The sequence below is a fragment of the Curtobacterium sp. MCLR17_045 genome, assembly GCF_003234405.1.
Taxonomy (GTDB): Bacteria; Actinomycetota; Actinomycetes; order Actinomycetales; family Microbacteriaceae; genus Curtobacterium; species Curtobacterium flaccumfaciens.
Map to the genome: position 1 here is coordinate 40,149 of NZ_QKTB01000018.1, position 13,447 is coordinate 53,595.

Below are 13,447 nucleotides of genomic sequence, written 5' to 3' on the forward strand. Positions count from 1 at the left end.
ACCGGGGTCAGGACGCGCGGCGAGCGCGGGCGGCGCGACGCTTCAGCGCACGACGCTCGTCCTCGCTGAGACCACCCCAGACACCCGAGTCCTGGTTGTTCTCGAGTGCGTACTGCAGGCACATCTCGGTGACCGTGCAACGCGCACAGACCGACTTGGCCTTCTCGATCTGGTCGACGGCGGGCCCGGTGTTCCCGACGGGGAAGAAGAGCTCGGGGTCTGCGGTGAGGCAGGCAGCCTTGTCACGCCAGTCCATGTGTGGTGCTCCTTGATGTCGATGCTCGAACGGCAGGCCGGGGCCGTGGCTCGGGGGATCGGACCGCTGACCATGCATGCGGCATGGAGGGGACAACTGTGGGGAGGAGTCCGCAGGAAGCGTGTCTGACGCCCGCGAGACGCTCGGGGGAGGAGCGATGAACCACGGGAGACGCACACCACATCGTGCCGTCCAAACGACCTCCAATATCGTTCCATACTGGTAGGGCCAAATCAAGGGTTCCGATGCTGGAGGATCACTGTGCACGACGACACCCCGAACGACACCGAACCCTCCGCACCCGTCGCGCGCCGGTCGCCGGCGATGCTGGGGCTGCTCGCCGTGGTCGGCCTCGAGTTCCTCGCGCTGGTGGTCGTGACCGTCGTCCTGGTCGTCGAACTGGTCGTCGCCCCGGCCACGAGCATCGCGTCCGGCATCGCCCTCACCGTCCTCGTCGCCATCGCTGCGCTCTGGCTCGGCGCGCTGCTGAACGGCCTGTGGCAGGGCCGGGCGTGGGTGCGCTCCGGCATCATCGTCTGGCAGGTCCTGCAGGGCGCCATCGCGATCGGGGCGTTCCAGGGCGTCTTCCGGGTCGCCGCGGTCGGCTGGGTGCTGCTCGTCCCGGCCCTGCTCGGCATCACGCTGGTGCTGTCGCGGTCGGTGACGGCCGCGCTCGCGCGTCCGGCCGAGTAGACGGTCTGGTCCGCCACGCACTGGAGGCCCGGTGCCGGTTCTCGGAACCGGCACCGGGCCTCCAGTGCGCGGCCAGCCCTCAGACCAGGCCGAGCTTCTTCCGCAGGCTCGCCACGTGCCCGGTGGCCTTGACGTTGTAGAGCGGCAGCTGGACGGCGCCGTCCTCGTCGACCACGATCGTGGACCGGATCGTGCCGGTGACGATCTTGCCGTAGTTGTTCTTCTCGCCCCAGGCCGCGTAGGCCTTGTGCACGGCGAGGTCGGGGTCGCTCAGCAGCGGGAAGGTCAGTGCCTGCTCATGCTGGAACGTCTTGAGCTTCGCCTGCTCGTCCTTCGAGACGCCGAGGACCTCGTAGCCGGCGGCCTGCAGCGAGGACATGTTGTCGCGGAAGTCGCAGGCCTCGGTGGTGCAGCCCGGGGTGGACGCCGCCGGGTAGAAGTACACGATGACCTTCTTGCCACGGAGGGCGGCGAGGGAGTGCTCGACGCCGTCCTGGTCGGGCAGCGTGAAGTCGGGGGCGGTGTCGCCGGGGACGAGACGGTCGGTCATGGTGCTCCTGTTCGCGTCGTGCGCCCGCGAGTGGTCGTGGGCGCGCGAAACCCATGCTATTGTTGATTCCCGTTGCGGCACGGAAGCCGGAACATGCACCTCTAGCTCAATTGGCAGAGCAACTGACTCTTAATCAGTGGGTTCTCGGTTCAAGTCCGAGGGGGTGCACCGCAGGACGAACGCCCCGGCTCATCGAGTCGGGGCGTTCGTGCGTTTGCGGCAGGTTTCTGCGCCGATGCGGAGACACGCCCGAGGTGTGCAGGAACTGCGAATTCAGTCGGCGCGGACGTCGACGATCCGCTCCTCGCCGATGACGGGTTCGAGCGAACCGGCCGACGCGGCGGCGAGGTCGGCCGACAGGGCGCCGAGCGCCTCGTGGGGGACCCACACCTCGAAGGTCGCCGCCTGCCCGTACTCGGTCGGGCCGAGCGTCGCGTGGTGGTGTCGGACCCAGTCGCGCAGCACGTTGTCGAGCCGCCCGGCGTCGGCGTGGTCGACGTCGAAGCGCACCTGCGTCAGAGCCTCGCGACGGACGACGACCGCCGTGTCGAGCGCCTCGGACACCGAGGTCGAGTAGGCCCGGACCAGTCCGCCGGCACCGAGCTTGACCCCGCCGAAGTACCGCGTGACGACCGCGACGACGTCGGTCAGCCCGCGGCGTCGCAGGACCTCGAGCATCGGGACGCCCGCGGTGCCGGAGGGCTCCCCGTCGTCCGAGGAACGGGCCTGGTCGCCGAGCACGCCGGTGACCATCGCCGTGCAGTTGTGCCGGGCGTCCCAGTACCGACGGCGGACCTCGGCGATCACGCGGTCGGCGTCCTCGACCCCGGAGACCGGTGCCACGGTCGTGATGAACCGCGACTTCGTGATGACGATCTCGTGCTCGACCGGTGCCGCGACGGTGGCGGGGAAGCGGCGGGGCATGCCCACGAGGGTAGCGGCGCGCGTGCGGGGCACCCGCGCTAGCATGGCGTCCACGCGCCGGACCCACAGGTCGCGCGGACACGGCTGGGGAGGAGTCCGAGATGGACACGGGTGATCTGAAGGGCGGGGCGCTCGACGCCGCCGAGCTCGCGCGCCGCCTCAACCTGCTCCTCGACTTCGAGGAGTCGCAGCGTGGTGCTCCGGTGCCGTTCTCCTCGATCGAGGAGTACGTCGCGGCGCACGGCGGGTCGCTGTCGCGGGCGAAGTGGACCTACATGCTCTCCGGCGACGGCCGCCGCAACCGCGACACCGAGCTCCTGCGCCTGCTGGCCGGGTACTTCGAGGTCGACGAACGCTTCCTGCTCGAGGACAGCGAGGTGCCGGAACGGATCGGTGCCCAGCTCGCCCTCGTCCGGTCCCTGCGGTCCGCCCGCGTGAGCGGCTTCGCGGCCCGGACCTTCCCCGGTGAGCTCTCACCCGACGCGCTGCGGCGCATCGCCGAGGTGCTCGAGGAGGAATCGCAGCGGGGGAGCGTCGCATGACCGACGCCCTCGTCGAGGCGTTCTGGGCTCGTGGTGCAGCCGAGGGGTGGTCGGACGTCGACCAGGCCGTCGCCGCCGCCGCTGACGTCGTCGGCAAGCCGATCGTGGTGCGCGAGGAGTCGTTCCTCGCCGCCGAACCCGTGTGCGGCTTCGTGGCAACCCTCGAGCACGCGCACCTCGTGATGATCTCGCCGACGACCTCGCCGACGTTCCGGTCGTTCGTGATCGGGCACGAGCTCGGGCACGTCCTGCACCGGCACCAGGAACACGCCCCGCAGAGCGCCTACATCCGTGACGTCATCCCCGACCTGCCCGAGTACAAGGTCGAGCGGGCACTCGCCCGTGGGCTGTTCTCGAACACCTACGAGCACGAGGCCGAGGTCTTCGCCGACCGCCTGGCCACCGTGATCCGCCAGCACCGCGGCCGCCCGAGCGCCTTCCGCGGGGTCTTCGGGTGATCATCGCCGTCGTCCAGGCGGTGCTGCTCATCGTCGGGACGATCGTGCTGTTGGTCCTGCAACGCGGGCAGGACCGCACCCTGGCGTTCACGTTCCTGCTCTTCGCCGCCACCATCGTGACGAACGTCGACCCGCTGTACCGGTGGCTCGACCCCCTGCTCGGCGGGTTCAACGTCGTCACCGTCATCAGCGACTGCCTCATGGTGGCCGGCACGAGCACGCTGCTGTGGGGCGTGGCGAAGGCGGTCGGCGCGGCGCGGCCCTGGCTCCGGAACGCGGTCGTGGTGTCGTTCGCCGTGGTCGTCGTGGTCGTCGTCGTCGCGTTCACCGTGCTCGACAAGCCCGCGACGACGACGACCTTCATGCTCGACGCCGGCTCGCACCCGGCTGCCACGGTCTACTCGATCGCGCAGACCGTGTACCTCGGAGTGGCCCTCGGCGCGACGGGGTTCATCTGCGTGCTCCGGCTGCGCGAAGCCCGGACGACCACCGACCTGGTGGGGCTGTGGGTCCTGGTCCTCGGCGGGGTGCTCGGGGTCGTCCGCATGGTCGTGGTCGTCGTGATGGACGTCGCCCACGTCGCCGGCGACTTGGACGTCACGCACGCGCTCTCGCTGCCCTACGACATCACCACGCCGGGGGCCGTGCTGTGCGTGGCGTCCGGCATGCTCCTGCTCGTCGTCGGGCACCGGATCTCCCGCCGCCGCCGTGCCCGCCGTGTGGACGATGCGCTCCGCCGCCTGGCGCCGCTGCACGAACGGATCGGCGTGGACAACGCCTACCCGCCGACCGACGACCCCGCGACCCGGCTCAGCCGCCGCATCGTCGAGATCAACGACGGCGTCCGGGGAGCACGGGCGTCCCTGACCGACGCCGAGCGTGCCGCCCTCGCCGACGCCGAGGCCGCGCTCGAGACGGCGTAGTCCCTCGACGCTGCCGGACAGGCCGTGTACAGTCTGTAGCAAGTGCTACAGATCCTGTGGCCTGCCGGGTCGGGACTCGGCCGCGTTGGGGGCGGCCGAGCACCACCCGCCCGGCGTCGCCGTACCGGCATCGTCGCCGCGAACGTTCACTAGGATCGTCCCGTGCTCGTCTTCGCCGCAGTCGTCCTGTTCATCGGCGCCGTCTTCAACGTCGTCACCTGGCCGCGCTTCTTCCAGCGTGTCGCGAAGGACTCCCGTGCCCGCGACGCCGCAGGCAAGCCGACGACGTTCTACACGGTGCACCTCGTGCTCCTGCTCATCGCGCTCGCCATCGCCGTCGCGTCCGTGATCGCCGGGATCCTGCTGCTGGTCTGAGCACGCCGCTTCAGCCCTGCTTCAGCGGGGCACGGCAGGATCGACCCCATGCGTGTGCTGGTGGTCGACGACGAGGTCCGGCTCGCCGACGGCGTGCGCCGCGGCCTCGAGGCCGAGGGGTGGGCGGTCGACGTCGCGAACGACGGCGTGGACGGTCTGTGGCACGCGCGTGAGTTCCGCTACGACGCGATCGTGCTCGACCTGATGATGCCCGGCCTGAGCGGCTGGGCCGTGTGCGCGCAGCTCCGCGCCGACGGCGACTGGACCCCCGTGCTCATGCTGACGGCCAAGGACGGCGAGTGGGACCAGGTCGAGGCGCTCGACGCGGGGGCCGACGACTACGTCACCAAGCCGTTCTCGCACCCGGTGCTCGTCGCACGGTTGCGGGCGCTCGTCCGACGGGGTGCCCGTGAGCGCCCCACCGTGCTGACGCTCGGCGACCTGGTGGTCGACCCCGCGGCGCGCACCGTGGTCCGCGGCGACACCCCTGTCGAGCTGACCAGCCGCGAGTTCGCCGTGCTCGAGTACCTCGCACGGCACCCGGGACAGGTCCGGTCGAAGCGCGACGTCATCGAGAACGTCTGGGACGTCGACTTCGAGGGCGACCCGAACATCGTCGAGGTGTACGTCGGGCACCTCCGCCGGAAGCTCGACCGACCGTTCGGGCGTGCCGCGATCGAGACGGTCCGGGGCGCCGGGTACCGCTTGGCGGCCGACGGTGGCTGAGCGGCCGAAGCCCGGTGCGAGCGGAGCCGCACGAAGCAGGCCACGGCGCGCCCGGTCGGTCCGGGCCCGCACCACGCTCGGCGCCGGTGCCGTCGTCCTCGCGGCCCTGGTCATCGGTGCCGTCGCCTTCGTCGTCGTGCTGCGGCTCGTGCTGCTCGACGGCGTGCGGACCTCCGCCGAGGCGGGTCTCGAGCAGGTGTCCTCCCGGGTCGAGGCGGACGGTGCGGCCGCGGTGACCGGCTACGAGGACGTCCTGGTGCAGGTGATCGGCGACGGCGGTGCGGTGCTCGCACACGGCGAGGACGCCGACGGGGACGCCCTCCCGACCGCCGACGAGTCCCGGTGGACGCACGACGGCGAACGCTGGCTGCTCGTGGCGGACGACGTGGACCTGCCCGGCGGCGGCGAGGCGACGCTCGTCTACGGCGCCACGCTCGACCAGGCCGACACCGCGGTCGGCACCGCCGTCGTGCTCCTCGCCGTGGGGGTGCCCGTGCTGGTGCTCCTGCTGGTCGCGGTCACCTGGGCCGTCACCGGGCGCTCGCTGCGGCCGGTGGAACGGATGCGCACCGAGGTCGAGACGATCCGGGCGGCCCGTCCCGACGCCCGGGTGGAGGTCCCGGACACCGGCGACGAGGTCGCCCGGCTCGCGAGCACCATGAACGCCATGCTCGACCGCCTCGAACGGTCCGCCGAGAGCCAGCGGCGCTTCGTGTCCGATGCCTCCCACGAACTCCGGTCGCCGATCGCGTCGATCCGGCAGCACGCCGAGGTCGCCGTCGCGCACCCGGAACGGACCGAGGTGGCGGACCTCGCCGACGTCGTGCGGTCCGAGGCGGTGCGCCTGCAGGACCTAGTCACCGGGCTGCTCGAGCTCTCCCGCCTCGACGAGGGCGGGATCCGCACGCGGCGCCCCGTCGACCTCGACGACCTCGCGCTCGACGCGGTGGCCCGCGCGCGGGCACGGTCGACGGCGGGTGTCGCGCCCGAGCGGCACGGCGACGCGCCGGTGGTGCGGGTGGACGGCTCGGCGATCTCGGCAGCGCGGGTCCTCGGCGACGAGCGCGTGTTGGCTGGGGTGGTCCGGAACCTCGTCGACAACGCCGTCCGGCACGCGAGCACACGCGTTGCCGTGTCGCTCACCGAGCACGACGGGTCCGCGGTGCTCACGGTCGACGACGACGGCACCGGCGTCCCCGAGGACGAGCGCGAGCGGGTCTTCGAACGGTTCGTCCGTCTCGACGAGGCCCGCAGCCGGGACGCCGGCGGCGCGGGGCTCGGCCTCGCCATCGTCCGCGACGCCGTGCGGGCCCACGGCGGCGAGACGACGGTGGTCGCGTCCCCGCTCGGTGGCGCACGGTTCGTCGTCCGCATCGCACTCGGCGGCTGAACAGGCGGCTTCAGGGCTGCTTCAGCACCCCGACGCGATGCTCGTCCACATGAACTCCCGTACCCAGTACCAGAAGCCCTCCGCCCGCCGCATCGCCGCGTTCGCCGCCCTGCCGATCGTCGCGGCGCTCGCACTCACCGGCTGCGCCAGCGACGACTCCGACGACGACACCGGCTCGGCCGGCTCCGGCTCGGTCGGCTCGTCGGCCACGGACCCGGCCGGCACCGGTACCGGCACCGGCTCGTCATCGTCCGGCTCGGCGTCCTCCGGCTCGAACAAGGCCCTGCTCGCCGCCGTCGCCACCGCACGCGGTGAGGTCGGCTCGGGCACCGTCATCTCGGTCGAGCAGGAGCAGGGCGCCTCCGCCTACGAGGTCCTCGTCGTGACCAAGGACGGCACCGAGCACGAGGTGCACACGAACGCCGACGGCACCTCGGTCGCCGGCACCCCGCAGACCGAGGCCGCCGACGCGGACGACAAGGGCGAGCACGAGCGCTTGGTCGCCGCCGCCGACCTGAGCGTCAAGCAGGCCGTCGACGCCTTCCAGGACCTGCACGCGGGGACCGTGACCGAGCTCGGACTCGACGACCACGTCGGCACGGTCGTCTGGGAGGGCGACGTGCTCGACTCGTCCGGCACCAAGCACAGCGTGCGCATCGACGCCGGCTCGGGGGACGTCGTCACCGACCGCGTCGACACCGACGACTGAGCCGGGCATCCGGGCACCCGGGCAACGGGGCCCCGGGCAACGGGGCTGCGGGCCCCGGCACCGGCGTCCTCAGGACTCCAGCGGCGGTCCGAGCACCTTCCGGATCGCCAGCGCAGCGAGCTGCTCGTCCGTGGTGTCGAGCAGCACCCGGTAGGTGTCCTGTCCGGCGAGGAACTCCACGCAGACGGCGTCCTCGTCGCACGGTCCGAGGCGCCACCCCTGCACCGCGTCCATCGGCACCACGGTGCGGGTCTCGCGCTGGTAGTCGGTCTCGGCCTCGAGACGATCCGCGAACACCCGGAGGCGTCCGTAGGCACCTCGCCAGCTGAGCTGCAGGTCGAGGGTGGGAGAAGGAGAGCGGTCCGGCACCCGCTGATGGTAGCGACGGGTGCCGGACCGCTCGTGTTCGGCGCTGGGGCCTTGCGTTCCGGGGACAAGCGGAGCGTTAGCTCCCGTCGCCGTCGCGTCGCACCGAGGCGGCGGGGTCGCGGACGCCGATCGGGTAGGGGCCGGTGACGCCCTCGCGCAGGGCGGCGATGCGCAGGATGCGGTCACGCTGCAGGAACCAGCCGACGACGAGCAGCGGGATGATGATGACGAGGGACGCGATGGTGTACGTGCCGACGGGGTAGTCGATCGCCATCAGGACGATGACCGAGGCGAGGAACGCCAGGGTCAGCCAGGCGGTGACCGGAGCACCGGGCAGCTTGAACGAGGGTTCCTTCGCGAGCCCCTGCTTGGCCCACTGGCGCAGCCGCATCTGGCACAGGATGATCGTGCCCCACGCGGTGATGATGCCGAGGCTGGCGATGTTCAGCGCGATCTCGAACGCCTGCTTCGGGACGAAGTAGTTCAGCACGACGCCCGCGACGGTGAAGGCCGCCGTGAGCAGGATGCCGGCGTAGGGGACGCCGCCCTTCGACATCTTCGTGGTCCACTTCGGCGCCGAACCGTTCATGCCCATCGAGTGGAGCGCGCGTCCGGTGGAGTACAGGCCGGCGTTCAGCGACGACAGGGCGGCGGTGAGCACGACGAAGTTCATGATGCCGCCGACGATCGCGCCGACGTGCGGGTTGCCGAGCGACGAGAAGAACGTCACGAAGGGGCTCTCGCCCTCCTTGTAGGCCGTGTACGGCAGCAGCAGGGAGAGCAGGACGATCGACCCGACGTAGAAGACCGCGATGCGGAAGACGACGGAGTTGATCGCGCGCGGGATGACCTTCTCGGCGTTCTGCGTCTCACCAGATGCCGTGCCGACGAGCTCGATCGCGGCGTAGGCGAAGACGACACCCTGGATCACGATGACCGCGGGGAGCAGCCCGTTCGGGAACAGCCCGCCGTTGTCGCCCCAGATCGAGAAGCCGGTGCGCACGGCCTCGCCACCGGCCTCGACCGGGAACGCGAAGACGAGCCAGATGATCGCGACGACGAGGAACGCCACGAGCGCGGCGACCTTGATCAGGGCGAACCAGAACTCGAGCTCGCCGAACACCTTCACGGCGACCATGTTCGCCGCGAGGACGACGATCAGGGCGATCAGCGCCAGCAGCCACTGCGGCGCCGCGGTGAAGGCCGACCAGTACTGCAGGTAGATCGCGACCGCGGTGGTGTCGACGATCGAGGTCATCGCCCAGTTCAGGAAGTACATCCAGCCGGCGGCGTACGCGAACTTCTCGCCGTAGAACTCGCGGGCGTACGAGATGAACGACCCCGAGGACGGGCGGTGCAGCACCAGCTCGCCCAGTGCCCGCAGGATGAAGAAAGCGAAGATCCCGGCGATCAGGTAGGTCAGCGCGAGCGCGGGGCCCGCGGTGTGCAGGCGTCCACCGGCACCGAGGAAGAGGCCGGTGCCGATCGCGCCGCCGATCGCGATCATCTGCAGTTGCCGGGGCTTCAGACCGTGCTGGTAGCCCTCCTGCTCGTGCGAGAAGTCGTTCGCCGGCGCTCGGTTGCCACCCGTGTCGTTCTGCGCTGTCATGCGAGAGAACCTACATGCGCACCGGACCGGGGCGTCACGCAAAACCCGGTTCGGTCGAACCGCGGTGACTGAACGTCCGCACAGCCGACGGCGGCCCGAACCTGAACGACGACCGTCGTCCGTTGCTTGCATGGAGGGATGGACATCCTCCTCCGACTCCTCGTCGCGATCGGGTTCGCCCTGCTCGTCACCGCCGTCGTCGCCCTCGTCCTGCACCTGGTCCTCCGGGCGATCGCGCGCCGGGAACGCTGGGCCGGCGTGCTCTCGCGACGGACGAAGCACCCCTTCCGCACCGTGCTGCTGGTGGTCCTGCTCTGGATCGCGTTCACGTCGAGCATCCCGCGGAACCCCGACGACTACCCGTGGCGTGACGAGGTCGCGCACGCCTTCCTGATCGTCACGATCGCGACCGGTTGCTGGCTCGCGTGCCAGGTCGCGATCTTCCTCGAGGACCTCGGGCTGCACCGCTTCCGCATCGACGTGCCCGACAACCGGCAGGCGCGTCGCATCCGCACCCAGGTGCTCATCATCCGGCGGCTCACCGTCGCCGTGCTCGTCATCATCGCGGTCGGCGCGATCCTGCTGACCTTCGACGGGGTCGAGGCCGCGGGCGCGAGCGTGCTCGCCAGCGCCGGCCTCATCTCCGTGGTCGCGGGCCTCGCCGCGCAGTCCACGCTCGGCAACGTGTTCGCCGGCATGCAGCTGGCGTTCTCCGGGTCGATCCGCGTCGACGACGTCGTCGTGGTCGAGCAGCAGTGGGGACGGATCGAGGAGATCACGCTGACCTACGTCGTCGTGCACCTGTGGGACGACCGTCGGTTCGTGCTGCCGTCGACGTACTTCACGAGCACGCCGTTCGAGAACTGGACCCGGACCGGCAGCGAACTGCTCGGTGCCGTCGAGTTCGACCTCGACTGGCGGGTGAGCCCGGCCGACATGCGGGCGGAGCTCGACCGGATCCTCGACACCTCGACGATCTGGGACCACCGGGTCAAGGTGCTCCAGGTCACGGACGCCGTCGGGGGACTGGTCCGGGTCCGCATCCTCGTGACGGCACCCGACGCCGGAGGCCTGTTCGACCTCCGCTGCTACGTCCGCGAGGAGATGGTCGAGTGGATCCAGCGCACCCACCCGGACGCCCTGCCGGTCCAGCGGGTGCAGCTCACCGAGCCGGGTGCGGCGGCACCGCGCCGCCGCGGACGCCCGGCAGAGGGGGACTCGCAGCTGTTCGGTGACGACGAGCGCGGCGCGCTCTTCACCGGGCCGATCCAGACGTCCGGCATCCCGGAGTCCGAGCGTTGACCCGGTGACGTGACCGCGTGCCGTGCACGGGACGGACGACGGACGGGAGGCACGGTGCCAGCTGGCACCGTGCCTCCCGTCCGTCAGGCCGGTCGCGTCTGCAACCGCCTGCCGCGTCTGGACTTACTGGCGCGCCTTGACCGCGCGGTCGTCCTCGACGACCGTGCCGATCGCCACGATCGTCGTGGCGAGCCACGCGACCCAGGTCAGCGCGAGCCGCCAGTCACGCGGTCCCTGGCGGGTGGTCTGCAGCACGCTGTAGCCGCTGATGAGCGAACTCCACACCGCACCGTTGAACATGAACTTGCGCACAGAGGCCTCCTGTCGTCGTGCTGACAACGCTACCGGCCCGTACATTGGAGCCCCGCCGGTCACCCTGCCGCGGTGTCTGCCGGAGGAGTGTTCGTGCGTCAAGCGGTCATCGGAGCGGCCCTGCTCGTGGTCGGCGCGGTCTGCGTCGTGTTCGGGCTGCTGCCCCTCGACGACCTCGCCGTGCTCGCCGACCGGGTCCTGCCTGTCCTCGGGTTCGTGCTCGGGCTGACCGTCGTCGCCGAGCTCGCCGCGGACGCCGGGGTGTTCGACCGCCTCGCCGACGTCGCCGCCCGGGTCGGTGGCGGACGCACCATCGGCCTCTGGGGCGCGGTCGTCGTGCTCGCCGTGCTCTGCACCGTCTTCCTGTCGATCGACACCACCGCGGTGCTCCTCACCCCCATCGTGATCTCGCTCGCACGGCGTGTGGGACTGCCCCCGATGCCGTTCGCCCTGACCACGGTCTGGCTCGCGAACACGGCCTCGATGCTGCTGCCGGTGTCGAACCTGACGAACCTGCTCGCCGTCGACCGGATGGGGCTCGGCGGCCCGCTGCCGTTCGCCGGGCTGATGGCCTGGCCCGCGGTCGCCGGGGTGGTCGTGCCGTGCGTCGTCCTGCTCGTGGTGTTCCGCGGCAAGCTGTTCGGCCGCTACTCGCCGGTGTCCGTCCGCACGCCGAAGGACCCGGTGTTCTTCTGGGCTGCCTCCGCGGTGCTCGTCGCGCTCGTCGTCGCCCTGACGGCCGGGGTGACCGTGTGGATCGCCGCGGTCCTGGCCGCCGTGGTGCTCGTCGTGGTCGCGGCGTTCCGGTCACCGTCCGAACTCCGGGTGTCCCGCGTGCCGTGGTCGACCCTGCTGTTCGCCGCCGGGCTCTTCGTGGTGGTCGAGGCGCTGCACACGACGGGCATCACCGACCCGATCGTGCACGCGCTGCAGGGCGGCACCGGGACCGGCCCACTGCTGCTGCTCGGAGGGGCGGGCGCGGTCGCAGCGAACGGCATCGACAACCTGCCGGCGTACCTGGTGCTCGAACCGGCCGCCGGGCACGAGGCCGTCCGGTACGCGGCGCTGCTCGTCGGCGTCAACGCCGGCTGCCTCATCACGCCGTGGGCCTCGCTCGCGACGCTGCTGTGGCACGCACGGCTGTCGGCCGAGGGTGTGCACCTGTCCTGGGGCCGGTACATGGCGCTCGGGTGCGTCGTCGCGCCGCTCACCGTCGTCGCCGGGGTCCTGGCGCTCGCGCTCTGACGTCGGCGGAGCCCGGTGCCGAGCCGGTGCCGGTGCCGTGCGCGGTCAGAGCCAGTCGCGGGTCTTGAAGACGCGGTAGAGCACGAGCGACGACGCGGTGATGATCGCGAGCGAGGCCCAGAGACCACTCCAGGCGCCCTCGCCCGGGAACTCCACGTTCTGCCCGAAGAAGCTCGTCACACCGGTCGGGATCGCGATGATCGCCGCCCAGCTCGTGACCTTCTTCATGACGGTGTTCTGCCGGTTCGACGCCAGGTTCAGGGTCGTGTCGAGCACGCTCGACACGGCGTCACGGAGCTGTTCGACGGAGTCGGCGATCGAGACCAGGTGGTCCTCGACGTCGCGGAAGTACGGCCGGATGCCGTTCGAGATCGTCTCCGCGTCACCGTGCAGCAACGAGGCGACGCTGTCCCGCGTCGGGACGACCAGCCGCCGGAGCACCCCGAGGGTCTTGCGGAGCCGGAACGACCGCCGCTGGATCTGCTGCTCGCGGGGGTCGCCCGGTTCGAACAGGTCGTCCTCGAGCGCATCGATCTGCCGCTCGAGGTCCTCGACGGTGTCGGTGGCACGGTCGACGACCGCGTCGAGCAGCGCCCAGACGAGCCAGGGCACGCCGTGTTCGGCGATGTCGGAGTTCGCCGTGAGCCGGTGTTCCATCGGGGTGGTGTCGACTTCGGACCCGTGGATGGTGACGAGCGCCCGTTCGGTGACGAAGGCCTTGACCTCGTGCGTGATCAGGTCACCCTCGTCGTCCGTGCCGCCCACGTCGTAGACGACCAGGAACAGGCTGTCCCGGTACCGGTCGAGCTTCGGCCGCTGTCCGTGCTCGACGGCGTCCTCGACCGCGAGTGCGTGGATGCCGAGCTCCTCCTCGATCTGCTCGAGGTCGGCCGACGTCGGGTCGGTGTAGTCGATCCAGACGAAGGTGTCCGGATCGGCGACGAGGTCGGAGATCCGGTCGACGGGGAAGTCCCGCTCGACCGTGTCGCCCTTGCACCACGCCCGTGTCCTGACCATGCTCGTCAGCCTACTGAGACGGCCGACCCGGGAGATCCGGGTCGGCC

The 13,447-nt window shown here is 71.0% G+C and carries 17 protein-coding genes and 1 tRNA gene; 11 read left to right on the plus strand and 7 right to left on the minus strand.

The window, feature by feature from the left end; translation table 11 throughout:
• Positions 1-7: 7 nt before the first annotated feature.
• Positions 8-256, minus strand: coding sequence for a WhiB family transcriptional regulator (locus DEJ05_RS12080; protein ID WP_017888820.1), 249 nt, complete (start codon positions 254-256; stop codon positions 8-10).
• A gap of 261 nt (positions 257-517) precedes the next feature.
• Here DEJ05_RS12080 and DEJ05_RS12085 point away from each other — a divergent pair, with 261 nt between their 5' ends.
• On the plus strand, positions 518-949 hold the full coding sequence (locus DEJ05_RS12085; protein ID WP_084741237.1) for a hypothetical protein: 432 nt from the start codon (positions 518-520) through the stop codon (positions 947-949).
• 79 nt (positions 950-1,028) lie between these two features.
• Here the strand turns inward: DEJ05_RS12085 and bcp are convergent, their stop codons facing one another.
• Entirely contained in the window at positions 1,029-1,499 is a 471-nt protein-coding gene (bcp, locus tag DEJ05_RS12090; protein ID WP_111029495.1) for a thioredoxin-dependent thiol peroxidase, read from the minus strand.
• Positions 1,500-1,594: 95 nt separating this feature from the next.
• On the opposite strand from bcp, the gene DEJ05_RS12095 reads away from it, so the two are divergent.
• Positions 1,595-1,667 (plus strand) — tRNA-Lys (locus DEJ05_RS12095).
• Positions 1,668-1,772: 105 nt separating this feature from the next.
• Here DEJ05_RS12095 and DEJ05_RS12100 read toward each other — a convergent pair.
• On the minus strand, positions 1,773-2,423 hold the full coding sequence (locus tag DEJ05_RS12100; protein ID WP_375334577.1) for a YigZ family protein: 651 nt from the start codon (positions 2,421-2,423) through the stop codon (positions 1,773-1,775).
• A 101-nt stretch (positions 2,424-2,524) separates the two neighbouring features.
• Here DEJ05_RS12100 and DEJ05_RS12105 point away from each other — a divergent pair, with 101 nt between their 5' ends.
• From DEJ05_RS12105 to DEJ05_RS12135, 7 genes are all read left to right on the plus strand, one after another.
• On the plus strand, positions 2,525-2,965 hold the full coding sequence (locus tag DEJ05_RS12105) for a hypothetical protein (protein WP_051596928.1): 441 nt from the start codon (positions 2,525-2,527) through the stop codon (positions 2,963-2,965).
• Positions 2,962-3,423 carry an ImmA/IrrE family metallo-endopeptidase gene (locus tag DEJ05_RS12110; RefSeq protein WP_111024367.1) on the plus strand — a complete coding sequence of 154 codons (462 nt, stop codon included), beginning with the start codon at positions 2,962-2,964 and terminating at the stop codon, positions 3,421-3,423. Before DEJ05_RS12105 ends, DEJ05_RS12110 begins: the two co-directional genes overlap by 4 nt.
• Positions 3,420-4,346 carry a hypothetical protein gene (locus DEJ05_RS12115; RefSeq protein ID WP_111104449.1) on the plus strand — a complete coding sequence of 309 codons (927 nt, stop codon included), beginning with the start codon at positions 3,420-3,422 and terminating at the stop codon, positions 4,344-4,346. The genes DEJ05_RS12110 and DEJ05_RS12115 overlap by 4 nt, the downstream gene beginning before the upstream one ends.
• 162 nt (positions 4,347-4,508) lie before the next feature.
• Positions 4,509-4,721 (plus strand): SCO4848 family membrane protein, encoded by a 213-nt coding sequence (locus DEJ05_RS12120; protein WP_027466517.1) that lies wholly within the window; start codon positions 4,509-4,511, stop codon positions 4,719-4,721.
• Positions 4,722-4,769: 48 nt separating this feature from the next.
• A complete protein-coding gene (locus DEJ05_RS12125; RefSeq protein ID WP_111047595.1) occupies positions 4,770-5,447 on the plus strand; it encodes a response regulator transcription factor in 678 nt (225 codons plus the stop codon).
• Positions 5,440-6,837, plus strand: a complete 1,398-nt coding sequence (locus tag DEJ05_RS12130) for a cell wall metabolism sensor histidine kinase WalK (protein WP_111110524.1) — start codon at positions 5,440-5,442, stop codon at positions 6,835-6,837. Before DEJ05_RS12125 ends, DEJ05_RS12130 begins: the two co-directional genes overlap by 8 nt.
• A gap of 49 nt (positions 6,838-6,886) precedes the next feature.
• Positions 6,887-7,546, plus strand: coding sequence for a PepSY domain-containing protein (locus DEJ05_RS12135; protein ID WP_146245098.1), 660 nt, complete (start codon positions 6,887-6,889; stop codon positions 7,544-7,546).
• Positions 7,547-7,615: 69 nt separating this feature from the next.
• Here DEJ05_RS12135 and DEJ05_RS12140 read toward each other — a convergent pair whose 3' ends face one another.
• Positions 7,616-7,915, minus strand: coding sequence for a hypothetical protein (locus DEJ05_RS12140; protein WP_146245099.1), 300 nt, complete (start codon positions 7,913-7,915; stop codon positions 7,616-7,618).
• Positions 7,916-7,991: 76 nt separating this feature from the next.
• On the minus strand, positions 7,992-9,524 hold the full coding sequence (locus DEJ05_RS12145) for an amino acid permease (protein ID WP_071405787.1): 1,533 nt from the start codon (positions 9,522-9,524) through the stop codon (positions 7,992-7,994).
• Positions 9,525-9,662: 138 nt separating this feature from the next.
• On the opposite strand from DEJ05_RS12145, the gene DEJ05_RS12150 reads away from it, so the two are divergent.
• Entirely contained in the window at positions 9,663-10,826 is a 1,164-nt protein-coding gene (locus DEJ05_RS12150) for a mechanosensitive ion channel family protein (RefSeq protein WP_111110526.1), read from the plus strand.
• A 123-nt stretch (positions 10,827-10,949) separates the two neighbouring features.
• Here DEJ05_RS12150 and DEJ05_RS12155 read toward each other — a convergent pair whose 3' ends face one another.
• Positions 10,950-11,138: a hypothetical protein gene (locus DEJ05_RS12155; RefSeq protein WP_027466522.1), complete on the minus strand. Its 189-nt coding sequence runs from the start codon at positions 11,136-11,138 to the stop codon at positions 10,950-10,952.
• Positions 11,139-11,231: 93 nt separating this feature from the next.
• Between DEJ05_RS12155 and DEJ05_RS12160 the strand changes: the two genes are divergently transcribed.
• Entirely contained in the window at positions 11,232-12,383 is a 1,152-nt protein-coding gene (locus DEJ05_RS12160; RefSeq protein WP_111110533.1) for an SLC13 family permease, read from the plus strand.
• Between the two features lie 45 nt (positions 12,384-12,428).
• Here the strand turns inward: DEJ05_RS12160 and DEJ05_RS12165 are convergent, their stop codons facing one another.
• Positions 12,429-13,400 (minus strand): magnesium transporter CorA family protein, encoded by a 972-nt coding sequence (locus tag DEJ05_RS12165; RefSeq protein WP_111110527.1) that lies wholly within the window; start codon positions 13,398-13,400, stop codon positions 12,429-12,431.
• Positions 13,401-13,447 lie beyond the last annotated feature (47 nt).